Raw genomic sequence first — 23,770 nt, forward strand, 5'->3', positions numbered from 1 at the left:
AACGCTATTTCAGGACGGGACATCATAATAAAACAAAAAAGCCTCTCTGATTTCTCAAAGAGGCCTTTCAAATATTCTTAAAGACTTCAGTTAGAATCAAAATAAGACTGGTTACTCATGAATAGTTTTGGGTAGTTGGTGACTTTTATTGGTTTTAGTCCCGGATTTACTATTTATTGAGAAATAAAAAATTCAGTTCAAATTGATTCTCGATGAAAAAAATCAAAGTCTTATTCATTCTATTTATGGCAAGCATCTCGCTATCCAGTTGCGAAGATTTAGCCTCTTGCGGTTCGGCCACCGCAGTATTCTACAACAGTTACGGAAATTCAATTACCCTAATTGTAGACGGAACCTTAAGAGGAAACATCAGCAATGGAGGCCAGAAAACTATAAGCCTAACAGAAGGAAGTCACACCTATACTATTGGTGGTTCCAATCAAAACAAATCGTTCTCGCTAAAGGATTGCGGAACCTTAAATATAGAAATCACTAAAAATTAGATTTTAGAAATAACCCCCTTAAAACATTTCACACTAAGTTTTTCTTATTTGTCGACACCTAAATGGTTTACCATTTATAGATAGAAATAAAAAACTAGACCCGAAAACAGAAACCGCTCAGCAAGCGGTTTTTTTATGCCTTAACATTTCTACTCTACTTTCTCGAATAGACTAAAATCAACTATCTTTATTTTTCTGAACTAGGCCACATTTAAATGAACCTCAAACTCTTTTTTAGCCCCGCAGATATTTCTGAAGAATTGCCCGCCAATAGTGTAGGGCATGCTGTTCAATCTTCGGGCAGCGATAATTTTGATATTACCAAGTGTGACATTGCCCTTGTGGGCTTGACGGACAATCGAAGTGCTGGAGAAACAGAAGGTGAAAGTGATGGCGCAGATAAAATTAGAGCCAAGTTTTTTCAGCTAAAGAAAGGTGCTGGAAACTATAGAGTTGCCGATTTAGGCAATTTGAAAAGCGGAGAAAGCCTTGAAGACACCAACGACAGATTAAGAGAAGTCTGTGAGTTTTTACTCCGACATAAAATCCTTCCGTTGATTATTGGCGGGTCGCATGACCTTAGTTTTGGGCAGTTTCAGGCCTATGAATCTTTGCCTGAACTGATTACTCTTTTAAATATAGACGCCACTTTAGACCTTGAACCAAAGGGCGATGAAAACGCTACTTTCTTAGACAAAATACTGACCTACACACCAAATTACTTGTTCTCATACAATCATTTAGCGCACCAAAGCTACTTGGTGGGCCAAGACCATTTGAGCGTGTTGGACAAACTCTATTTCGAAGCCATGCGATTGGGCGAGCTTCGTGAAAATTTCCAAGAAGCAGAACCCTTGGTACGGATGGCCAATATGATGACTTTTGACATCACTGCTATTCGCAGTGCCGATGCGCCTGCCAACCCCAATGCCCAGCCTTTTGGCCTAACGGGTGAAGAAGCTTGCCGACTTTGTTGGTATGCGGGAATGAATGAAAAATTAAGCTCCATCAGTATTTCTGGCTTCAGCCCAGATTTAGATGACCAACATGGCAAAACGGCTACGGTTATCGCAACTATGCTTTGGTACTTTGTAGAAGGTTTTTACAATAGGAAGGACAGTGGAAAGTTTGAGTCTAGTGAGTACACTCGTTATGTAGTTTCACAAGAAGGTACTGACGACACAATGGTTTTTTATAAAAGTAAGTCGACCGATAAATGGTGGATGTTGGTTACCTTCGGTACTAAACACGGCCAAAAAGCTTATCTGCCTTGTAGCTATAAAGACTACACCAATGCTACCCATGGCGAATTGCCTGAAAGATGGATTAGGGCACAAGCCAAGTTGATATAAATACCGCCCATAAGGGTAAAAATGCCCTATTAAAATCTCTTAAACACCGTTAAACTTGTTAGACTTCTATAAAATATCTGACGACACTCCCAAACCTGATTCACTTAAAGGCATAAAATTAGCAAAGGTTAATAGCTTAGAGTTTGATGACTTTGAAGATTTGAAAATTAGAAAATTAATCCCAAGCAGGTTCGACTATTATTCAGACTTCAGATGGAGTTCTAGATTCACTCTAGATTTATATAATCTCATTTTAGAGTCACATCCAAAATTGAATAAGAGTAACTCAGAAATAAATTCTGTAAATGCATTTTATCATATTCTTCAAGAAGCTGTTAAAGACAACTTAGGGTTAGTGGCTTATAGTGATTAGCGTCTTCTCAAAAGTCTACTAGAATAATAATGATTTATAAGCATCAGTTAAAGTAGCCTTTCAAATTAATGACATATAAAACACTTGAAATAGCTACATATTTGATTCTACCAAAATGAAAAAGCTCTTTGCACCGTCTGTGAAAGAGCTTTTTGCTGGGTCATTAAAATAAAAATGGTATTTTTCAACAATGATGAAACAGCTGGTTTTACCGTTGTTGTTTGAGTGTTATACACACTGAGTAAAAAACACCCTACTTATATTTATAAATATTCAATATTTATTTTGTAACTGATCGTTTTGTTTTTTAAAAACCTAACCACTCTACTTAGTCATATATCACCTTGTTTTAAATACTTATACCAACTTCTGATATTTTAGAATTCACAATTTGATGACATTGTAAGTTGAGTGTCTTAAATCACAAATGCTTAATTTTCAATAGAAATCAAGCTCTAAAGCCATGAAAATCAGACAGATCATCGGACTATTTTTATTCCTTAGCATTCTAAGTTGCAAACAAAAAGAAACCAATTGGCTCAAAGGAAATTTGCACACCCACACCTACTGGAGCGATGGAGATGGTTTTCCAGAAATGGTTTTGGATTGGTACAAAAGCAACGACTACCAATTTATTGCACTTTCGGAACACAACATTATCGCCCGAACCGAAAAGTGGAAAAAGCTTCCGAAAAGCATGATCTACCAGCAAGCTTTTGAAGATTACTTGAAGAAATACGGTGAAGATTGGGTGGAATATAAAGAGGACAGCACGGGCATTAGCGTAAAGCTAAAAACCGAAACTGAATATAAACCATTGTTTGAAGAAGCTGATAAATTTGCCATCATAACGGCTCAAGAAATTACCGATGGCTATGGCGGAAAACCATTGCATATGAATGCTACCAATGTGCAGGAACTCATTCAACCAAGGCATGGAAACAGCGTGGCCGAAACAATGCAAAACAATATTGATGCGGTGTTGGAACAAAGAAAAGCCACTGGAGAGCCTATTATGCCCCACATTAACCATCCCAATTTCGGCTGGGCCGTTACGGTAGATGACATGAAATCACTTCGCGGAGAACGTTTTTTCGAAGTATTTAATGGCCACCCTCAAGTGCACAATTATGGAGATTCCACCAGAATGGGCATGGAAGAAATGTGGGATCAAATCAACATTGCTTACCTCAACAGAAATCAGCCTATGATGTATGGTATTGCTACAGATGACAGCCATAATTACCATTTGTTTGGTGGACAGTACAGCAATAGCGGCCGTGGCTGGGTAATGGTGAACAGCAAATCGCTTGACGCTAAAACTATTATTGAAACCATGGAGGCTGGAAATTTCTACGCTTCAACTGGAGTGACCTTGGCTTCATTAGAACAAGAGGAAAATGACATCGAATTGGAAGTTAAGGCCGAAGCTGGTGTGAACTATACCATTGAATTTATTGGAGTGAGAAAAGGAAGCGACAAAAGCGAAGTATTTGAAACAGTGAATGGAACTGAAGCCTCTTTTGAACTGACCAAAGAAATGCTCTTTGTCAGGGCAAGAGTTCGCTCTTCAAAAATTAAAGAAAACCCATTTCAAGAAGGTGATTATGAAATGGCCTGGACGCAGCCGATTTCGAATTGACAGAAAGGCTAATTTTTCTTTTCAAACACCACTAATCCCGAAGCATTCTTCTCGTATTTAGCGATATAGGAGCTATTAAACTCTGATGAAAAGTTGACATCGCCTCCACTTACATCGGTTGGTGTTGGGCTGCCTTCGGGGAAGAAGTACACTTTAGTATTACCAAATTTGGTGTGGAGCATATAGTTACCATAGGCTTCCATTTCAGCACTTTCAGGGTCGGCTACGGTAACGATATACACCCGAACGACTGGCCCAGTATTGTTTTCATTACGGTAAAAGGCCACTTCGGTAAACCCACCTTTGAGGTCGGAAACGGAAGGCTGACTAAATGACTGCCATAGCATAATAGCCACCAAAATGCCAATCACTAAAATCATCGCAGTTCTGTACTTTCGCATTTCCATATCAGATCAATCCTCTAGATTTCAGTTCAAGGTACTTGTTAATGGTGTTAACGCTCAACTCTTTTGGAGGCGTTAAAATAGTATGAATTCCGTGGGCCTGAAGCTCTTTCATAATCAGCTTCTTTTCATAAGCCAATTGTTCTGCAATTCCCTTTGTATACACTCCTTCCAAAGAATCCGCTTTGGTTTCAATGAGTTCCTTCACTTCCGTATTCTCAAAGAAAATACATACCAATAAATGCTGTTGATTGATTTTTCTGAGGTAAAGCAATTGCCTTTGTAAGGAAGAAACCGAAACGAAATTAGTGTAGAGTAAAATAAGACTTCGCTGCGTTACCTTCCGTTTTAAGGAAATATAGAGCTGTGAAAAGTCACTTTCTTTATAGGCTGTTTGCTGCTTATATAAATGCTCTAAAATTAAATTCAGCTGCATATTTCTGGAAGAAGCAGGCAAAACTGAATTCACTTTATGCTGAAAAGTAACCAAACCAGCCTTATCCCCTTTTTTCAGGGCGATGTTGGAAATCACCAAACTGGCATTAATCGCATAGTCCAGTAAGCTCATACCCTCAAAAGGCATCTGCATCATTCGGCCTTTATCAATTACAGAATATACCTGCTGCGAACGCTCATCTTGGAATTGATTAATCATCAATTCCGACTTTCGGGCAGAGGCTTTCCAGTTGATTTTCCGATAATCATCTCCAGCTACATAATTTTTGATTTGCTCAAATTCCATGTTATTCCCAATCCGCCTGATTTTCTTGATACCGCTCTGCTGCAATTGATTTGAAATGGCGAGCAATTCGTACTTGCGCATTTGAATGAAAGAAGGATATACCGAAACTGCTTTGGGCTGCCCCAGTTGAAACCTTCGTTTCACAATACCTAGCTTGGTAAACACAAAGGCGTTAATGATTCCAAAATCATATTCACCACGCTTTACCGGGCGAAGGGAATAATTAATATTCTTGACCTCTCCAGGTTTTAAAGTAAGATTAAATTGCTGATTTCTAATCTGAAACTGCACGGGCAATTCATCGAAAACCTGAATAAATACTTGTTGTTGAAACCGATGTTCTAGAATAATCTGAATTGAATTTTCATCTCCGTTAGAAAACTTTTCGGTCATTATTCTTTCTGCCACCAATGGTCTTTTTTGCTTATACAAAAGCAGGGTATCGAGCAATAGCAGGACCAAGGCCAGATAGAAAAGCGTTTCTGCTATAGCGGCTACTGCAGGAATAGCAAAACCAACCATAAACAAAAACACCAAAGCCCCTGCTACGGCAAAAAAACGATTGGTGAGATAGAAAGACTTGATGTAATTCATTAACGCGGTACTTCAGTTTTAGCAACCAACTGATTGATTACTTCTTCGGCAGTAACCCCTTCCATTTCCTTTTCAGGTGTAAGAATAATTCTATGAGTGAGCACAGGAGAGGCCAAGAATTTAATATCTTCTGGTGTTACAAAGTCGCGTCCCTGAATGGCTGCGAAAGCCCTTGCGCCATTGAGCAGAGCTAAAGAAGCACGAGGAGAAGCTCCTAAATAAATGGCATGGTCATGACGTGTTTGAGTCACGATTTCAGCAATGTATTTAAGAAGTTTTTCGTCTACTACAATCTCGTTTAAGGTAGATCGGTAGGTACGTATATCCTGCGCATTGAGCACTTTAGAAACGCCTTCGAGTTGACTGCCTTTTCTAGCCGCATGGCGGGTTAATATTTCTGTTTCTTCATCGAGTGAAGGATAACCGATTTCAATTTTGAATAAAAAACGATCGAGTTGCGCTTCTGGCAATCGGTAAGTTCCTTCTTGCTCAATTGGGTTTTGCGTAGCCAAAACAATGTAAGGCTCTTCCATTTTATGCGTAGTTCCATCCACAGAAACTTGGCGTTCTTCCATCACCTCGAAAAGCGCAGCTTGGGTTTTTGCTGGTGCTCGGTTGATCTCATCAATAAGCACAATATTCGAAAAGATGGGGCCTTTTCTAAACTCGAACTCCGAAGTTTTTACGTTGAAAATTGAGGTGCCGAGCACATCTGAAGGCATAAGATCGGGCGTAAACTGAACCCTAGAAAAATCTACATCAATACTCTTCGCTACCAGCTTAGACGCCAATGTTTTGGCTACACCCGGCACACCCTCTAAAAGAATATGACCATCGGCAAGAATAGCGGTTAAAATCAAATCGACCATTTTCTTCTGGCCCACTATCACTTTGCCAATCTCCTCACGGATTTGTTCTACACCTGCCTTTAGTTTTGTCAGGTCTACCCTGTTTTCGAATGTATCTTGATTTTCCATATGCTATACTATTCCGTAAAATTCGTTCATTAATTTTTCCATCATCAGAAGTTCGCCTTCTTCGATCATATCATTTGCTTCTATTCGCTCTACTAATTCTACCAATTCAAAAACCTTTGCCTTTTCAACGCCAGATTTTCTTGTGAGCTCTAGTTTAAAAGCCTCGTCTAATTTATCTGTTCTGAGCGTGTAATGACTTCGTACATAATCTTTCCAAAACAGAATTCTTTTTTGCGCTAAGTTTTTATGGTTCTTCTGTTGGTGATAAAGCTGTCCCAGTGTGTTCACAAATTCAAGGGTGGCATTTTTCACTGGCGGAATCACTGCAATAATGCGTTGCCTTCTTTTAGATTCAAATAAAATGAAAATGAATACCGTAGCCAATAGAATGAAAATGGCCCACCTTAAAGCAGGATAACTCAACAAAGCTCTTATTTCGGAGCGTGACTCAAGTTTACCCATCTGGTAATATTCTATATGTATTAAAGGCTCATCTTCAGGCAAAAGGCTCAACATTGAGGAAGCAAAAGCCGAAGTTTCTTCATGTAATACAAAGTAATTTGTAAAAGCCAACGGCATGGTGCTCAAATACAAATTACCTTGACCACTATTATATTTAAGTAGAACAGGTTTGCCATCTTCTCGCCAAGCCATTTCTGTAATGCTGTCGCTTTCTACTTTAGAAAAATAAGCTGCCGTAGTTAAAGTGGGGAAAACGAAAGTCTCTTCATTTCCATTTGGCAGGGCAAATCGCACGCTCGTTTTAGTTTCTTCTGCCAATTCATTTGCTATTTGGGTGAAGTCAGAAGGATTTAATCTTTGCTCCAAATAGGCTTCAAAACGCAAAGAATCTTCAAAACGAGTAGAAAAATCTTGTGCTGCTAAAAAAACCGTATTTCCCTTTTCAACATGCTCTAAAAGCGAATTGAAGTCGTTATCATCAAAAATCAAATTGCCAGCAATTGCCAAGAAATTATCGTCTACCTCCTCTTGCTCTACTAGTTCATAAATGGTTTTAAAACTCGAAGGTACATCTCCCTGATCGAACAGATCTTTGAGTAAATCGTGTGTAGCGAAAGTGCCAAAAGGAATACGGTCTCGGTAATGATATGTGACCGTCCAATCCTCAGATTTCGGCTTCTGCATTTCGTACACCACATAAATGGTAATAATGGCAATAAAGAATATCAGGTATTTTTTGTCATTCATTTCTTTGAAGACTTTAAAGTTCCAATACGCTCTAAATGGTCTTTGGCCTTAGCAACCATGGTTTCGTTGGCTTCAAAATGACCATACCAAGTGTAATCAAAAAGGAAACTGAGGCTGGCAAAATCCTTTTCTATGTTATGACCCGACAATTCGTATAGATATTCTCGATTCGTTTTTCCCTTGCGAATAGCAATGAGGTTAGCATCTGATATTCTTTTCAAGGAATAGAGGTAAGTGAGGCGCACCGCAACCCTCCACTGCGCTTGGTTGATAGCTTGTTGAATTTCAGTTTCAAAATCAATTTCATGTAGCGCTTCTTCATCTACCTGATAAGGCTTTGCTTCTGATTTAGCTTTCTTAAAAAGAGTTATAGGCTGAATACCTGCTAGTTTGACAATGAAAAATACGAAAGCCGCAATGAGCAAGCCATAGAATAGAATTTCTAATATTCCGCTTGTTACCGCAGAACCAAATAAGCTATTAAACCAACCTACAATCCTATCCCAAAGTCGCTCCAGAAAGCCCTTTGGTTTGGCTTTATACACTTCGTATTGAAAGCGCTTATCGCTTCTGTATTCATCTAGCTTTTGGGCGTCAAAACTCCTTATCTCTGTTTGTGGAGATTGATGAGGTAAAGCTACCATAGCAGATGAACCCGCCCACGAAAATTGTAGGCTAAGAATTAAGAAAAGCAGCTTAATATGTCTCTTCATCCTCTGTTGTTCCGGCATCGTCCATTTGCTCAATTCTAGACATCAAGCCTCTAGATTCTCTTCTTTCTACCAAATTAAAATACTGAAAAGCCAAAGCTAAAAAGCTAATAGAGTAGGTAAGAATAGCTCCAAAAGTTTCTAGAACAGAAAAGAGAATACTCAATGGATTACTCCCAAAATTCGACTCGTCTAAACTACTAAAGTCACCTGATTCTTGAACAGATGTAAATACATCCCCAAATACCAAAAGGGTTCTAGGTATACTAAACAATCCACTGATTACATAGCCAATAATTGCCGTAACGAACAGTAAACCTAAAGTACTCCACCATTTATCTTTTATCAATTTAAAAGCCCTTCCAAAAGCATCGATTGGATTGTTGTCTTCAAACACAATAATGGCAGAACCTAATGACAGCACAATCATTAAGTAAACACCAGGAATGAAGAAAAAGAACATACCAATCACCACTACAATGGCAGTTAGCACATTAAATACCAATAAATTGAATATTCTTGAAAGCAAGTTTTTAGTCACATCTGGTATTCGAATGTCAACGGGGGCTTTATGTTCATAAGCCCTCATATAACCATAAGCCACTGCAGGTAAAACTGCAGATGTAACCACTGCAGAAATCAACACCAAACCATAAAGGCTAAACATATCTATGATGATGTCTGGTGAAAAGCCTTGTTCTCCAAAATTGAACATTCCAAAAGAGAGCTGGCTCATCAGAATATTAGATAAGAGCAGTATTGGGCCAGATATAAGCAATTGAGCTTTGAGATACGGCCACGCGTTTTCGCGAAGGAAAACAAAGGTCATGTTCAGTTTGTCTCCAAACTGGCGTTTTTTATAAAACTCTATCTGCGGTATATACGCCATTTTTAAACAATTTTCGAGGGTAAATAATTATGTAATAAACCATAAAAGCCAATGATCCTAAAATGATGGCGGCTTTTAAAGCATTCGGCATTCCGAACAATCGGGTAACAAAAGATTCCAGAAAGCCAGCAATAATAAACATAGGCACCAAGCCTAAAACCACTTTCGCTCCAGTCAAAGCTCCTTTTTTTAAAGATTCAAGTCTAGAGTAAGTACCTGGAAACAACATTGAGTTGCCCATGATAAGGCCTGCTCCTCCTGCCATTACTATAGATATAATTTCAATTGTGCCGTGAATCCAAATGGTAAGTACCGAAGTAAGCAAAAGGCCTTTTTGGTAAAAGAAATATTGAAAAGAACCGAGCATCACTCCGTTCTTAAAAAGCAAAAATCCTGTGCCTACAGAAGCTACAATACCCGCAGCAAAGGCCATAAATGACACCCGAATGTTATTGAATGTAATGGCAAAAAACATATCTGTTTGTGCCATAGAAGCATAAATACCTAGAGGTTTTCCGCTCTCAATATTAGCCAAAGTCCTATTTACATAGCTATCTCCCAATATAAGCCTTACGAAAGTATCGTCTTGAGCGGCAGAAAATGCGCCTATTAAAGAAGACAGTAAAAAGATAATCAATGAGTAACCGAACTCTTTGCGATGAACCCAGAATATTTCGGGCAATTCCACCTGCCAAAACCGTACAAACCGGCCCGAGCTCTGTTTCTTATTCTTATAGATGTATTGGTGAACTTTCGTGGAAAGGTTGTTCAAATAAACAGTGATATCGCTTTTAGGGTAGTGCGTTTTAGCATAGGCCAAATCGTCTGTAAGCTGAATAAACAAACTCGCAAGCCTATCTGGGTCTTTTCTGGCTTTGGAGGAAATTTGCCTTTCGAACTCTTCCCATTTACTTATATTTGCTTTTACGAAAGCGGATTCCCTCATCTTTGATTCGTATTTAAGTCAAAAATTATTCAATATAAGTTCATATGCAAGCGGTAAGCATTCAAACCTCACAAAACATTCAATTAGAGTATCCGCTTGCTGGTATTGGCGATAGAATTTTGGCTTTTGTTTTAGATGCCATAATCATTCTCAGCTTTTTCTTTATCACCAGTGTAACACTAGCAGCAACCGGTATATCAATGAGCGTGGCCATGAATGTAATGCTGAGTATAGTGGCCTATTTATACCGGTTAATTTCAGAAGTATTTTTTAATGGTCAAACCGTAGGAAAAAAAGCCTTGAGCATAAAAGTGGTAAAACTGGACGGAAGTGTTCCTTCTTTTGGCGCCTATTTTCTCAGGTGGCTTATGGAACCCATAGATTTTTTCATTGTAGGGCTTGGGGTAGTCTTTATTATTTTGACGAAAAATGGGCAGCGTGTTGGAGACCTTTTAGCAGGAACAACGGTAGTGAAAATAAAGAAAATTACTGCCACCAACGTCAGAAATAAAATCATAATGGAAACCGTAGATGAAAACTATGTACCGAAAATACCCGAAGCTGCACAGTTAACAGACCATGAAATCCGTTTGATCAAAGATGCTTTATCTGTTTTTAGAGATGGAGCCAAAGAAAAACCTCTGCTGCTCATTGAAGAAAAAATCAAAGAGAAGTACAACATACAAAGTGACATGCCTACGGTGAAATTCATGTATACATTACTAAGAGATCACACCTATTACATGACGAAGTAGAATACTTAAAACTGCTTTTGTGTTCTATAAAAAGAAATCAGCTAGAGTTGGCCATGGAAATTAAATCATACACCCCTTCACAATTGGCACTAAGAAATGGTCAAGACCGACCTGAAATATGGGTGGCTTATCAAGGGCGAATCTATGATGTAACTTCTTCACGCCTCTGGAAAAAAGGCATGCATTATGAACATTGGGCTGGTCAAGATTTAACTAATGAACTTTCCGATGCACCACATACCGAAAAGGTGTTTGAAAAATTTGAGCAAATTGGCAATCTAATTCAGTAGAGTATAAATATAACTCTTGAATACTTATTTTGTAATCCATGGGTTAGACGGAGCACTATGATCATCTACAAACTGTCCTTTTCAATAATTGCAATTATTTGCTTTTTGCTATCTATCAAGAAAAAAGCGTATCCAATATTAGTCGGTGGACTATTTCTTAGCATGTTCACTGCACTCATCACTAATGACACCACCTCGAGAGGCGGATTGATAGTTTTTACGGTTATTACTTCTATCGGTATTTGGATAGTATTAAGATCTCTAATGGAGACAAGACAAAAATTACTTTTGTCCTTCATAGGTATTTACTCAATGTGTTCCATGTTAAGCTTGCTTGAAGGTTGGAGCCATTATTCAGAGATTCAAATTGGTGTTGTGTTTCCGCTAATGGTCTTTATCTACCTCCTCTTCAAAGGGTTCTATCAAAATCATTTTTTCTATTTTGCCTTACTCCTAATATCAGAGTTGGTCATTCGGTTTTTTGACCATTGGCTATAAAACCAAACTCACTTCTCTGCCCAATTCATCAAAATACTGTGCTATAAGTGACCGATTTGTGTACGTTTTCGTTACACATTTTTCGCGAATACGAACACATTTTTATTTTAATTCATTCATTATCAGTAAGTTAATTTTAATGGCACGTGCATTGGATAAAGAATAGCATGTCGAATAGAAAAAATCAAAACAACAATTTAAACAACACGGTCATGAATAGCTCAAAGGTTAAAACTCAAAAAAATTTAAGTGCATTATTAGGTCTAGCACTTGCGGTCATCACATTGTTTCAGGCAGGTTCAGTAAAATCGAACGAATCTTCTGACAGAAGCTTAACATCAATCGAAGAAGCTGAATTAAGAGCTGAAATCGATAGCATCTTTCCTGATGATGGATTAACAATCACAGAGAGAGCTTATGCAGAAATTGAGGCTGAACAAACTAATTACGTAAAGGTTTTTAATGCCAATAACGAGTTGGTCGCTCAAGGCATTACTACTGAAAATGAAGAACTGAGAAGATTGGTCAATCAAGCAGATTTTCTTATTCAGGTACCAGGTCAGAAATATTACAGAATATCAGAATAAGTCTTGGCTAGAGCATTCTAACCACAGACACTATTCGAAAAATCAAAGTCAGTTTAGTTTAATAAGGTCAATTTTAGTTTAGAAAGCCGCCCAATGGGTGGCTTTCTTTTTTTAGCCAAACTTTAACTCAGTATAGAATCAAAGTATCTTTTACTGAAAACGCACTGCCTTCAATTCTTCGGTCAGTGCACGCCCACGTTTTTCAATTTTCTCTTCACCAATAGGTACAAGTAAATTCTTAAACAATTTTAAATGGTCTTCTGAATGCTCCTTCCCTCTTTGAGCCTTAATATCAAAGTGGAAAAACTTCGTCCACAACACGGCTTTAACATGTGTTTTATGAAGGTCGTACATTACCATTTCGGCTTGTACGTACTTTTCGGTATAATCAATCAGCCTTGATTGCACAATCACTTTTTCCATTACAAAAACTGGCCTAACATAGGTCATTTCGTGATGCCCCACCACCCAGGCTCTTCCTTCTTCTTTGGCCATTTTAAAAACATTGAAATCATAAGTATTGATGAGATGGTCTTCTCTAACATTCAACATATAATCTAAATACTTAGAGTTATTGAGATGACCATAAGGATCGCAATCTTGAAAACGAACCAATACTTGACTTTCGGGTTCTTTAATTAATTCTTTCATCATAACATTAATAGACCAGTCTGTCTAATTTTGAGTTAAAAAATTTTTAGCTATTCAGAATAATAGGAATATATATTTTCTGGTTTTTAAGGTATTTAACGTCCTTATGTGCTTGGCTTAAAACAAAGGCGCCTTCAAACATTGCATATAACTGCTCTGCTTTTTGGTTGGCTTTAGATACTCCTCTGCGTTCTAAGTAACCTGCCAAATTTTCTTGCCAGCCTTTGAAGATATTCTCGCATGCCAAACGAATATCTTCATCCATTGAAGTGGCCACAGCTGCTACCGCAGTAATCGGGCAAGCGTCTTTGTAGTCTGATTCAAGCAAATCATTAATCATTACATCTACCATTGCCGACAGTCCTTCTAGTGCAGGCTTGCCCCTTAATGCCTCACCATACTTAAGCATTTGTGCTTCGCCTCCATATTGAATGGCGTGGCGAATAAGCCCGTTTTTACCATCAGGGAAATGGTGGTATAGCGAACCCTTAGGTACACCCACTTCTTTCAGCACTTCAGAAATACCCGTTCCGGAATAACCCTTTCTTCGGATTAATCCTGCGGTTACCTGAATAAGCTTGTCCTTTGTCGATAGCATGCTCAAAGTAAATAAAAATAGACCGATTAGTCTAGTGATTCAAAAATTATTTTCCTCCACTCCAATAAAAACAAAAAAAGCCAACCGTCTTTCAACAGTTGGCTTCTCATTTATATTAAATCGAGTACTACTTAACTTCTTCGTACTCTACATCAGATACATCACCTGACTTTGAATCGTCACTGGCACCAGTATTTGCATCTGCTCCACCTTGCGCACCTGCAGCGTCAGCTCCTTGGCTCGCAGCGTACATTTCTTGAGAAGCAGCTTCCCAAGCCTTGTTCAAGGTTTCCATTGCGGCATCAATACCGGCAATGTCTTGACTTCCGTGAGCAGTTTTCAAATTAGCAAGGGCTTCTTCGATTGGCTTTTTATTGCCTTCTGAAAGCTTGTCGCCATATTCTTCTAATTGCTTTTCTGTTTGGAAAATCAATGAGTCAGCGGTGTTCAATTTCTCAACCTTCTCTTTTTCCCTTTTGTCAGACTCAGCATTGGCCTCAGCTTCTTGCTTCATTTTATTGATTTCCTCCTCTGTTAAACCAGAAGAAGCCTCAATTTTGATTTTCTGCTCTTTGCCTGTGCCTTTATCTTTAGCCGAAACGCTCATGATACCATTGGCATCGATATCGAAAGTTACTTCGATTTGAGGTACACCTCTTCGTGCTGGTGGAATATCACTCAAGTGGAATCTACCGATGGTTCTGTTGTCTTTCGCCATTGGTCTTTCACCTTGCAATACGTGAATTTCTACAGAAGGCTGATTATCGGCAGCAGTAGAGAAAACCTCTGATTTCTTGGCCGGAATAGTAGTGTTCGACTCAATCAATTTAGTGAACACACCACCCATGGTTTCGATACCTAGTGAAAGAGGCGTTACATCAAGTAACAATACATCTTTTACTTCACCAGTTAACACACCACCTTGAATCGCTGCACCAATCGCTACAACCTCATCAGGGTTTACACCTTTTGAAGGTTTTTTACCGAAGAATGCTTCTACTACTTCCTGAATTTTAGGGATTCTTGTAGAACCACCTACCAAGATTACTTCATCAATATCTCCTGTGCTATAACCTGCATCAGACAAAGCCTTTTTCACTGGCTCCATTGATCTCTTTACCAAGTTATCTGCTAAAGACTCAAATTTTGCTCTTGACAATGTTCTTACCAAGTGCTTTGGCACACCGTCAACCGGCATAATGTAAGGCAAGTTGATTTCAGTAGAGTTAGAAGAAGACAATTCGATTTTTGCTTTCTCAGCAGCCTCCTTCAATCTCTGAAGAGCCATTGGGTCTTTTCTCAAATCAATTCCTTCATCCTTGTTAAACTCATCTGCCAACCAGTCGATGATTACTTGGTCAAAGTCATCACCACCTAGGTGAACGTCACCATTAGTAGATTTCACTTCGAACACGCCATCGCCCAATTCTAAGATTGAGATATCGAAAGTACCTCCACCTAAATCGTATACAGCGATTTTTTGGTCTTTGTCTTTTTTATCCAAGCCATATGCTAAAGCTGCTGCAGTAGGCTCGTTAATAATTCTCTTTACTTCTAAACCAGCAATTTGTCCAGCTTCTTTTGTAGCCTGACGCTCAGCATCGTTAAAGTAAGCAGGTACAGTAATTACTGCTTCTGATACTTCTGTTCCTAAATAATCTTCGGCAGTAGACTTCATTTTCTGAAGAATCATTGCAGAAAGCTCTTGAGGAGTATACATTCTATCACCGATTTTTACTCTTACGGTGTCGTTATTCCCCTTTTCAACTTCGTATGAAATACCTCTTAGTTCTTCAGAAACATTCGAGAATTTCTTTGCCATAAATCTCTTAATAGAGCTTACAGTATTTTTAGGGTTAGTGATCGCCTGTCTTTTCGCAGGGTCACCCACTTTACGCTCTCCGTTACCATTGTCCAAAAATGCCACAATAGACGGGGTTGTTCTTCTTCCTTCGCTATTAGGGATTACCACAGGCTCATTACCTTCCATTACGGCAACGCACGAGTTGGTAGTTCCTAAGTCAATTCCAATAATTTTTCCCATGATGTATAAATGATTTCTTTTCTGTTGCTATTTAAACTCACTCCGTATTTATCAATGGTTGTGCCAAAGGAATTAGCCTGACATTTGGTGACACAATGACAGAAACGGACACAAAAAAAATCTAGCCGACTGACTAGACTTCTGTTTTACAAGGCCAAAACCAGTTTTAAGCCATCTCAACGTTTTCCAAAGTGAAGGTAAAAGGAGTAGCATTCGCTCCAGATCCGCCACCTGTCATTACAATATCGGCAGAGGCAATGCCTAAAAGTGAAATCTCTGTATTAATAATACTAATTATAGCCGAATTCATGATTTGACCTTGAGTGATTTGAGAAGCTACTCCAATAAAAATTGTTGGTTTGAATTCAAAAGCTGCTTGTTGAGCAGGAACAATATTTGATTTCAAAGCAGCCACACTCCCATCTCTATAAACATAACCACTCACGGCTCCCTTTTGAAGAGAATTTTTAAGCACAATTTGATTTGCTGCAGTGGCTGGACCTGAGTATTGAATTAAATCACCAGAAGGCGCCAAAACCATTTCGAAAGCCTGCCCAGGCATGGCAGATAATTTTGGAGTGTAATTTCCGTAACTATCGCTCATGGCTACTTGATATAAACTTGAATAAGTAAAAGGATGGTAGTCTCCTTGACCACAGTTCTTAATAACTTTCCATGCTACTGCAATTTCATCGAAGTCTGCGGCTACGTTTTTCTGAAAAATAACGATCTCTGAGTTGTTCTGATCGTTGGATTTGTTAACAAAATTCAATTGTACTGTGCTCATGAGGTAAGGTTAGGTTTTTATTATACAATAAATATGATTAAATATTTTCGAACAAAAGTTAAAACTATTAATCTCTAAAACCAACTAATACAACAATCAATAATTGCAGTTGCTTTCAAATAGCCTACACCTATTTTGACCTAAACTCAGATTTTGAACCATATTTTCCTGACTACGCTCTGAATGCCTAACTTGCTAAACAAATGACAGAAAAATATGGCTGCTATTTTTTATTACCTCTTTGTTAAGCCAGTATCGCTATTACCATTGCGGCTCACTTATGTGATTTCCGATATTTCATGCTTCTTTATATATAGAATTTTTGGCTATCGAAAAAAAGTGGTGACCACTAACCTCAAAAACTCTTTTCCAAATATGTCAGAAAAGGAGATTAAGGAAATTAGAAAGAAATTTTACAGCCACTTTACAGATTTCCTATTTGAGAGTTTTCGGAATTTCAGTATTACTGAAGAAGAAACATTGGCTCGTTTCAAGGTTGTCAACCCTGAAATTTTAAAACCGTTTGCTGATGCCAACCGAAGTGTGATTATTGTGGGTGGCCATTATAACAATTGGGAAATGCTGGCCGTTGGAATCGATCATTACATTGAACACCAAAGTGTGGCGATCTACCACAAACTGGGGAACAAGTTTATAGACAATAAAGTGTTAAAATCGAGATGCAAGTTTGGTTTGAAGCTTATTCCTCGCCCTGAGGTGAAAGCATTTTTCGCGAATGACAACCAACTCACGGCTACTATTTTCGGGTCTGACCAATCGCCCAGCATTGCTAAGAAGGTGTACTGGACTCGCTTTTTGAATCAGGACACTCCGGTAATGTTTGGCGCTGAAAAATTCGCTAAAGAAAAAGACTATCCTGTTCTTTATGGGGGTATCAATAAAGTAAAACGCGGTTATTATGAATTTAAGCTTGAATTGCTTTTTGACGAACCTACTTTATGTAAACATGGCGAAATCACAGAAGCTCACACCAAGTGTCTAGAAAAACAAATTATTGAAGATCCTCAATACTGGCTTTGGACGCACAAGCGCTGGAAAAGAAAGCGTAAGCCAGAAGAATTAGACGAAGCCAAAACGGTTAAAGATCAACTGGCTGAAATTAAGGTTTAAAGCTATCCTGCCGTTGGTCAAGAATTCGAACATCCATACATTAAGCAAACAGCATGTGCCTCGCACTTTTTCTTTTATCTTTGCAGCTTAATTCAAAAAGCGTATGGGTTTAAAGGAGGAGATAGCAAAAAGAAGAACTTTCGGAATTATTAGTCACCCCGATGCGGGAAAGACTACTCTGACTGAAAAACTACTTCTTTTTGGTGGAGCAATTCAGAAGGCTGGAGCTGTAAAATCCAGCAAAATCGATATGCATGCGCGCTCCGATTGGATGGAGATAGAAAAGCAGAGAGGTATCTCTGTGGCCACTTCTGTAATGGCTTTTGAATATGAAGGCATGAAGGTGAACCTACTCGATACTCCTGGTCACCAAGATTTTGCTGAAGATACTTACCGAACACTAACAGCAGTTGATTCTGTTGTGATGGTGGTGGATTGCGTAAAAGGTGTGGAAATCCAGACAGAAAAACTGATGGAAGTTTGCCGTATGCGTAACACGCCTGTGATTTCTTTCATCAATAAAATGGATAGAGAAGGCAAAGACCCTTACGATTTATTGGAAGAAATTGAAGGCCGCTTAAACATCAATGTTCATCCGCTCAGTTGGCCAATCGGTATCGGAAAAAACTTTAAAGGGGTTTACAGCCTTTACGACAAAAGCTTAAGGCTTTTTCAGCCTAGCAAGCAAAGACTTTACGAGGAAACCGTAAAGTTATCGGACATTAACAGCCCCGATTTAGAAAAACATATTGGAGAAAAAGACGCCAATCAGCTTCGCGAAGATGTAGAGCTGCTACAAGACCTATATGGCGACTTAGATGTAGACGCCTATTTGAATGGAGAAATCGCTCCTGTATTCTTTGGCTCTGCCGTGAACAATTTCGGAGTGAAAGAGCTTTTAGACACTTTCCTTAAAATTTCACCCAAACCACTGGCCAGAAGTACTGACGAAAGACTGGTTGAACCCACAGAAGAAAAGTTTACGGGTTTTATCTTTAAGGTACATGCCAACATGGATCCAAAGCATAGAAACCGAATTGCTTTCTTGAGAATATGTTCAGGTAAATTTGAAAGAGGAAGCAATTATTACCATACCCGTCAGGATAAGAAGTTTAGGATTTCGCAAGCCACCGCTTTTATGGCGCAGGATAAAGAAACCATTGACGAGGCTTGGCCAGGTGACATCATAGGCTTGTACGACACCGGCAACTTCAAAATTGGGGATACGCTTTCTGAAGGAGAAAAAGGAACTTACAAAGGCATCCCTAGTTTCTCTCCAGAGATTTTCCGCGAAGTAATTAACCGCGATGCCATGAAAACCAAGCAACTTGAAAAGGGCTTGAACCAACTTATGGATGAAGGTGTTGCGCAGTTGTTCAGTTATGAATTAGGGTCTAGAAAAGCAGTGGGTGTAGTAGGACAGCTTCAGTTTGAAGTAATTCAATACCGATTGAAAAACGAATATGGAGCTTCTGCCGATTTTGTGCCAATTCAGGTACATAAGGCCTGTTGGTTCTCATCTAAAGACCCTAAAAAACTAGAGGCCTTTATTGATTCTAAACAACGCCATATTGCTAGAGATAAAGATGGTAAACTGGTATTTATGGCTGAATCAAGGGCTTGGTTACAAATGGTTCAGGATAATTTTCCTGAAATTGATTTTCACTTTACTAGCGAATTCTAATGGAAAAAATAGTTCAACCTATCTATGAAGACAATCATCTGCTGATTGTGAATAAGCCTGCTGGAATACTGGTTCAAGGTGATAACACTGGCGACAAGCCATTGGTAGACTACTGCAAAGACTACATAAAAGAGAAATACAATAAGCCTGGGGCCGTGTTTTTAGGCGTGGTTCATAGAATAGACAGGCCCGTAAGTGGAATTGTGGTTTTTGCTCGTACCTCAAAGGCACTGGAAAGAATGAACAAACTTTTCTCAACCAGAAAAGTGCAAAAAACCTATTGGGCTGTGGTGAAAAGAAAACCAAGACAACCCGAAGGGAAATTAATCAGTTGGTTGAAAAAAGATCCGAGTAAAAACATTACCACTGCCTACGATTACCAAGAAGAAGGTTCGCAAAAAGCCGAACTTGATTTTAAGGTTTTAGGTAAATTGAACGATCATTACCTGATTGAAGTAAAACCAATTACTGGTCGTCCGCATCAGATTAGGGTTCAACTTTCTGAGTTGGGCTGCCCTATCCGTGGCGATTTGCGTTATGGTTTTTCTAAACCGAATCCAGACAAAAGCATTAACCTACATGCCAAAGGCCTTTACTTTGAACACCCAATAAAAAAAGAGCCTTTGATCATCCGCGCTGGTTTACCAAACGATCAGTTTTGGGAGCAATTCCTAACCTTAGAGAAGATCAAAATCAAGGACAAAAACGTAGATAAAATTTACTAATTAATACAAAAGCCCATTTTAAAACATGCAGAACGATCCAGAATTAAACGGCAAATACTTGGGCACCATTACCAAGGATTTTGTGCTGGTGGCCGATACATTGAAAGAAGCGGCTTACCAAGTAAAAAAGAGGGGGTTCTCTGAATTCCCAATCTTCCCTATTTCTAAAACCGACATCTCTGTTGGGCAACTATTAATAGGAAAGAATGAAATGAACACTACTTGGAACTACTCTATTACCTACTTAGATGAATTTGTGCAGCGCAAACTGGTAGAAGATGAAGAGGCGTTCAAAAAGGCTTACAAAGATCCTGATGAATTTTGCTGCCTTTTCGTAGTAGATCAGGAATTCACCAACTTCCTTTTTATCCCTTATCCTGAAGATTAAATCTCGAACCCTCCAAAAGTTCTCCTTTTAGCATTTGACTAGGTGATTTAACATTGTCAATATTGTTATTTCAACTTTTGGAGGGTTTACAGGCTATAGCGCTTCATAACCAATCCTCAAATTCTTCGTTCTCTTTTCAATATATTCCATTAAATTGATGTATGGGGGAAATTGCGGAAGAAACAAGAAACATGGTGCGCGGTCTGCTGACCAAGCTTTCGGACATGAGGACAGGTTTAACATGGAGAATCAATAACACTTATAGCAATGGCATTGACAATACCGTGCTCGAAATCCTGATATTTGAAAGTCGTGAACAAACAGGAAGAATCGCTTTTCAGCTTGAAGATGGCCATGTTATTAATTACCGCTATAAGGAAGTAAAAAAGCAATTGCCTGCGCAAATCATGGATGTACTTTTAGATGTAATCAGTTTTGAAATGACGGTTGCTTAGTTTCTTCAGCTAATAACTTAGCGTAGCCTTCCATCAGTAGTTTCGATTTAGCTCCTACTTTTCCGTCAGCAATTTCTTGATCATCAATTTTTACCACAGGCATTACCTTTTTATTTGTGCTTGTTATAAAAACTTCTTGAGCTGCCAAAACTTCTGATAAAGCAATTGGCCTTACATCAACTTTAAAACCAAGCTGAGGAGCCAAATTCACCACATTCATTCGGGTAATCCCAGGCAAAACGCCTTCTTCATTTGTAATCAGTTTGTTTTCTTCTACTAAAAACACATTGCTACGCGAAACCTCACTGATATAATGGCCATCATGATAAAGCACGTCAATATGCCCCTTCTGCTTCCATATGGGCTCTAACCGAACTGCGGTAGCATAATTGGTGGTTTTCACTTGGGGAATTTCGCGGGTAAACTGATGTGTCATTAAACTCACTCCCTCTGCATAAAACGATGGATTCGTTTCCGAAACTGCCGTATTGGTAATGACTAAATTGGGCTTTCCAGCCGAAAAACCATCGGGTGAAGCGCCACCGGTCATCAATACTTTGACACCCGAAAGGGGAAACTCATTGTGCTGAATAATCTTAAAAATGGCAGTTTCTATTTCATTTCGAGAGAAAGGAATTTCCATTCCCAACAAACGCGCAGAGCTTTCAAAACGGTTTAAATGAGCCTCCATAAAAGCAGGCGCTCCATTATACACTTTGAAATAATCGAAAATTCCGAAACCGCGTAATATGCCTACATCATCAATTGAAAAGGTTATTGACTCTTTTGGAACAAATTTACCGTTGAAGAATTGGATCGCTTGCATAGCTGAAAAATTATGGAGCAAATATGTCTAAATTTTCAAAACTGAGTCTTACCATTGCAGAAAAACTGATGAGGTATCAGCCTTTAGCCCGAAAAATTATAGATTAAAGAAAAATTGCTCGATTTGCTGAAATGGCTAAAGACTACTATCAAATATTGGGGGTTACCGAAAACGCTGATCAGCAAGAAATTAAAAAGGCATATCGGCAAAAAGCACTCGAGCTTCACCCCGATGTAAACCCATCCCCGGAAGCTGTTGCTGTTTTTCAAGAAGTGAAAGAAGCTTATGAAGTTTTAGGCGATGCAGAAGCCCGATTGCATTATGACAGCGGAACGATAATTATCAATTTCGAAGATTTTGAAGAACCCGCCCAAAGGCAGTATTACCAGACTGAACCTCAGCCCGTCCCTACCAATTTTAAAATCTATGCTAAACAAAGCACGCGATTATGTGCATTAGCGCTGGTTTTCAGTTTAACCTTCTTCTTTGACTTCTTCGTTCAACGCGATTTAGGCAATGTAGAAGTTGAATATGCCAAAGTGAGTGATTACAGTGGTAGAAATGGCGGTCGTTATTTTATGAATGTGGCAACCACAGCCGGCAGCTTTAAGACTGTAACTTACGGAAGCTCAATTTATGCGGGCGAAATTCTTGAAATGAAGAAGAGCCACATTTATGGTTTCCTCAAATACAAAAGGGCAAGCGAAATGCGATTTCAATTCACCTATAACACCCCTTCAATGATATTCTTTATGGCGGGGCTTGTGTTGCTGGCTGGAATTTTCGGAATTATTCCCAACACAAAACCCGAACGAAAATTTAATGCTGCCATTATCGGCTGCTTTTTCAGCCTTACCTTAGTTATCTTCCTTTTGGCCGCTTAAATGATTCCAGCCTTGGGCTTTTAATTCCACCAAATTATTGTTTTTAGTTACCAATCTGTTCCCCTTAGTTAACTCTTGCGTATGGCCAATAAAATGGATGTCCTCGTGTTTTTCTAACTTTTCGTAATCTTCTTGCTTGATTGTAAAAAGCAATTCGTAATCTTCTCCTCCATTCAGGGCACAAGTAATTGGGTCGAGATTAAACTCCACTGCAGTTTCATAAGTCTGTCGGTCGATCGGAATTTTATCTTCATAAATCTGAATACCTACGCCCGAATGAGTGCTCAAATGCAAACACTCCGAAGCCAGTCCATCCGAAATATCAATCATAGAAGTAGGTACTACACCAAACTCAGCCAATTCATGAATAATATCCATTCTGGCAATAGGTTTTAGCTGGCGCTGAACAATGTACTCGTAGTTTTCTAATTGCGGCTGCAAATTTGGATTGGCCATAAAAGCCTGCTTTTCTCGTTCCATTACCTGAAGCCCCATAAAGGCACCTCCCAAATCGCCAGTAGCGCAAAGAATATCGCCAACTTTCGCTCCTTTTCTGTAGGCTACTTTTTCCTTCTCCACCTTACCAAAAACCGAAATAGAAATGATCAGTCCACTTTTTGAAGTGGTGGTATCTCCGCCTACAATATCTACTTGAAATGCTTTGGCAGCTGCTTTCATCCCTTCGTAAAGGGCTTCAATGGCTTCTACCGAAAAACGATTACTCAAGCCTAAAGAAACGGTTACCTGTTCTGGTTTACCGTTCATGGCGGCAATATCAGAAACGTTTACCGAAATAGCTTTGTAGCCCAAATGCTGTAACGGCACATAAGATAAATCAAAATGCACTCCTTCCACCAACATATCGGCTGCCAATAAACCATACTGATCACCAGTATTGATTACCGCGGCATCGTCTCCAATGCCCATCACAGTACTGTGATTTTGGGTGCTAATTCCCTCGGCTAATCGATTGATCAATCCAAATTCACCTAGTTGAGATAATTCTGTTCTACTTTCTGACATGGCTTTTCCTCGTTTCGGTCGCAAAGATACTATTTTAGTCAATAGTCAATAGTCAATAGTCAATAGTCAATAGTCAATAGTCAATAGTCAATAGTCAATAGTC

Annotated in this window: 26 protein-coding genes; 13 read left to right on the forward strand and 13 right to left on the reverse strand. The window is 39.0% G+C overall.

Going from position 1 to position 23,770, the window contains the following annotated elements:
- Positions 1 to 212: 212 nt before the first annotated feature.
- The 4 genes from OB69_RS17935 (at position 213) to OB69_RS17950 (ending at position 3,870) form a co-directional block, all read left to right on the forward strand.
- A complete protein-coding gene (locus OB69_RS17935) occupies positions 213 to 503 on the forward strand; it encodes a hypothetical protein (RefSeq protein ID WP_053225131.1) in 291 nt (96 codons plus the stop codon).
- Between the two features lie 215 nt (positions 504 to 718).
- Complete coding sequence (locus tag OB69_RS17940; RefSeq protein ID WP_053225132.1) at positions 719 to 1,855, forward strand: formimidoylglutamase; 1,137 nt, start codon at positions 719 to 721, stop codon at positions 1,853 to 1,855.
- 55 nt (positions 1,856 to 1,910) lie between these two features.
- Positions 1,911 to 2,228 carry a hypothetical protein gene (locus OB69_RS17945; protein WP_053225133.1) on the forward strand — a complete coding sequence of 106 codons (318 nt, stop codon included), beginning with the start codon at positions 1,911 to 1,913 and terminating at the stop codon, positions 2,226 to 2,228.
- A 463-nt stretch (positions 2,229 to 2,691) separates the two neighbouring features.
- On the forward strand, positions 2,692 to 3,870 hold the full coding sequence (locus OB69_RS17950; protein WP_053225134.1) for a CehA/McbA family metallohydrolase domain-containing protein: 1,179 nt from the start codon (positions 2,692 to 2,694) through the stop codon (positions 3,868 to 3,870).
- 8 nt (positions 3,871 to 3,878) lie between these two features.
- Here the strand turns inward: OB69_RS17950 and OB69_RS17955 are convergent, their stop codons facing one another.
- From OB69_RS17955 to OB69_RS17985, 7 genes are read right to left on the reverse strand one after another with little or no spacing between them, the layout of a single operon-like run.
- Positions 3,879 to 4,271 carry a hypothetical protein gene (locus OB69_RS17955; RefSeq protein ID WP_245620850.1) on the reverse strand — a complete coding sequence of 131 codons (393 nt, stop codon included), beginning with the start codon at positions 4,269 to 4,271 and terminating at the stop codon, positions 3,879 to 3,881.
- 7 nt (positions 4,272 to 4,278) lie between these two features.
- Entirely contained in the window at positions 4,279 to 5,610 is a 1,332-nt protein-coding gene (locus tag OB69_RS17960) for a DUF58 domain-containing protein (protein ID WP_053225136.1), read from the reverse strand.
- Entirely contained in the window at positions 5,610 to 6,587 is a 978-nt protein-coding gene (locus OB69_RS17965) for an AAA family ATPase (protein ID WP_053225137.1), read from the reverse strand. The genes OB69_RS17960 and OB69_RS17965 overlap by 1 nt, the downstream gene beginning before the upstream one ends.
- Before the next feature lie 3 nt (positions 6,588 to 6,590).
- Positions 6,591 to 7,796, reverse strand: coding sequence for a DUF4350 domain-containing protein (locus OB69_RS17970; protein ID WP_053225138.1), 1,206 nt, complete (start codon positions 7,794 to 7,796; stop codon positions 6,591 to 6,593).
- The gene (locus OB69_RS17975) at positions 7,793 to 8,509 is read right to left on the reverse strand and encodes a DUF4129 domain-containing protein (RefSeq protein ID WP_053225139.1); all 717 of its coding nucleotides are present in this window, start codon (positions 8,507 to 8,509) and stop codon (positions 7,793 to 7,795) included. The genes OB69_RS17970 and OB69_RS17975 overlap by 4 nt, the downstream gene beginning before the upstream one ends.
- Positions 8,493 to 9,395: a hypothetical protein gene (locus OB69_RS17980; RefSeq protein ID WP_157608633.1), complete on the reverse strand. Its 903-nt coding sequence runs from the start codon at positions 9,393 to 9,395 to the stop codon at positions 8,493 to 8,495. The genes OB69_RS17975 and OB69_RS17980 overlap by 17 nt, the downstream gene beginning before the upstream one ends.
- Positions 9,364 to 10,341 (reverse strand): stage II sporulation protein M, encoded by a 978-nt coding sequence (locus tag OB69_RS17985; RefSeq protein WP_053225141.1) that lies wholly within the window; start codon positions 10,339 to 10,341, stop codon positions 9,364 to 9,366. The genes OB69_RS17980 and OB69_RS17985 overlap by 32 nt, the downstream gene beginning before the upstream one ends.
- Before the next feature lie 44 nt (positions 10,342 to 10,385).
- Between OB69_RS17985 and OB69_RS17990 the strand changes: the two genes are divergently transcribed.
- From OB69_RS17990 to OB69_RS18005, 3 genes are all read left to right on the forward strand, one after another.
- Positions 10,386 to 11,096 (forward strand): RDD family protein, encoded by a 711-nt coding sequence (locus OB69_RS17990; protein ID WP_053225142.1) that lies wholly within the window; start codon positions 10,386 to 10,388, stop codon positions 11,094 to 11,096.
- Positions 11,097 to 11,149: 53 nt separating this feature from the next.
- Positions 11,150 to 11,386: a cytochrome b5 domain-containing protein gene (locus OB69_RS17995; RefSeq protein WP_394324659.1), complete on the forward strand. Its 237-nt coding sequence runs from the start codon at positions 11,150 to 11,152 to the stop codon at positions 11,384 to 11,386.
- Positions 11,387 to 12,096: 710 nt separating this feature from the next.
- Positions 12,097 to 12,471 (forward strand): hypothetical protein, encoded by a 375-nt coding sequence (locus OB69_RS18005; RefSeq protein WP_132644104.1) that lies wholly within the window; start codon positions 12,097 to 12,099, stop codon positions 12,469 to 12,471.
- Between the two features lie 150 nt (positions 12,472 to 12,621).
- Here OB69_RS18005 and OB69_RS18010 read toward each other — a convergent pair whose 3' ends face one another.
- The 4 genes from OB69_RS18010 to OB69_RS18025 form a co-directional block, all read right to left on the reverse strand.
- On the reverse strand, positions 12,622 to 13,125 hold the full coding sequence (locus tag OB69_RS18010) for an acyl-CoA thioesterase (RefSeq protein WP_053225145.1): 504 nt from the start codon (positions 13,123 to 13,125) through the stop codon (positions 12,622 to 12,624).
- A gap of 43 nt (positions 13,126 to 13,168) precedes the next feature.
- On the reverse strand, positions 13,169 to 13,720 hold the full coding sequence (locus OB69_RS18015) for a TetR/AcrR family transcriptional regulator (RefSeq protein ID WP_053225146.1): 552 nt from the start codon (positions 13,718 to 13,720) through the stop codon (positions 13,169 to 13,171).
- A 127-nt stretch (positions 13,721 to 13,847) separates the two neighbouring features.
- Positions 13,848 to 15,764, reverse strand: a complete 1,917-nt coding sequence (gene dnaK / locus OB69_RS18020) for a molecular chaperone DnaK (RefSeq protein ID WP_053225147.1) — start codon at positions 15,762 to 15,764, stop codon at positions 13,848 to 13,850.
- Between the two features lie 166 nt (positions 15,765 to 15,930).
- Complete coding sequence (locus tag OB69_RS18025) at positions 15,931 to 16,551, reverse strand: hypothetical protein (protein WP_053225148.1); 621 nt, start codon at positions 16,549 to 16,551, stop codon at positions 15,931 to 15,933.
- A 216-nt stretch (positions 16,552 to 16,767) separates the two neighbouring features.
- On the opposite strand from OB69_RS18025, the gene OB69_RS18030 reads away from it, so the two are divergent.
- The 5 genes from OB69_RS18030 (at position 16,768) to OB69_RS18050 (ending at position 20,934) form a co-directional block, all read left to right on the forward strand.
- A complete protein-coding gene (locus OB69_RS18030; RefSeq protein WP_053225149.1) occupies positions 16,768 to 17,682 on the forward strand; it encodes a lysophospholipid acyltransferase family protein in 915 nt (304 codons plus the stop codon).
- 103 nt (positions 17,683 to 17,785) lie between these two features.
- Entirely contained in the window at positions 17,786 to 19,366 is a 1,581-nt protein-coding gene (locus OB69_RS18035) for a peptide chain release factor 3 (protein WP_053225150.1), read from the forward strand.
- A complete protein-coding gene (locus OB69_RS18040) occupies positions 19,366 to 20,091 on the forward strand; it encodes an RluA family pseudouridine synthase (RefSeq protein ID WP_053225151.1) in 726 nt (241 codons plus the stop codon). The genes OB69_RS18035 and OB69_RS18040 overlap by 1 nt, the downstream gene beginning before the upstream one ends.
- Positions 20,092 to 20,116: 25 nt before the next feature.
- Positions 20,117 to 20,479, forward strand: coding sequence for a hypothetical protein (locus tag OB69_RS18045; protein ID WP_053225152.1), 363 nt, complete (start codon positions 20,117 to 20,119; stop codon positions 20,477 to 20,479).
- Between the two features lie 161 nt (positions 20,480 to 20,640).
- Positions 20,641 to 20,934, forward strand: a complete 294-nt coding sequence (locus OB69_RS18050) for a hypothetical protein (protein ID WP_053225153.1) — start codon at positions 20,641 to 20,643, stop codon at positions 20,932 to 20,934.
- Here the strand turns inward: OB69_RS18050 and OB69_RS18055 are convergent.
- Complete coding sequence (locus OB69_RS18055; protein ID WP_053225154.1) at positions 20,909 to 21,760, reverse strand: aminotransferase class IV; 852 nt, start codon at positions 21,758 to 21,760, stop codon at positions 20,909 to 20,911. The two genes, OB69_RS18050 and OB69_RS18055, sit on opposite strands and share 26 nt — an antisense overlap.
- A gap of 131 nt (positions 21,761 to 21,891) precedes the next feature.
- On the opposite strand from OB69_RS18055, the gene OB69_RS18955 reads away from it, so the two are divergent.
- Positions 21,892 to 22,644, forward strand: coding sequence for a J domain-containing protein (locus OB69_RS18955; protein WP_053225155.1), 753 nt, complete (start codon positions 21,892 to 21,894; stop codon positions 22,642 to 22,644).
- Here OB69_RS18955 and thiL read toward each other — a convergent pair.
- Positions 22,618 to 23,667 (reverse strand): thiamine-phosphate kinase, encoded by a 1,050-nt coding sequence (thiL, locus tag OB69_RS18065; protein WP_053225156.1) that lies wholly within the window; start codon positions 23,665 to 23,667, stop codon positions 22,618 to 22,620. The genes OB69_RS18955 and thiL overlap by 27 nt on opposite strands.
- Positions 23,668 to 23,770: the final 103 nt, after the last annotated feature.

The organism is Roseivirga seohaensis subsp. aquiponti (assembly GCF_001267955.1).
GTDB classification, from domain to species: Bacteria; Bacteroidota; Bacteroidia; order Cytophagales; family Cyclobacteriaceae; genus Roseivirga; species Roseivirga seohaensis.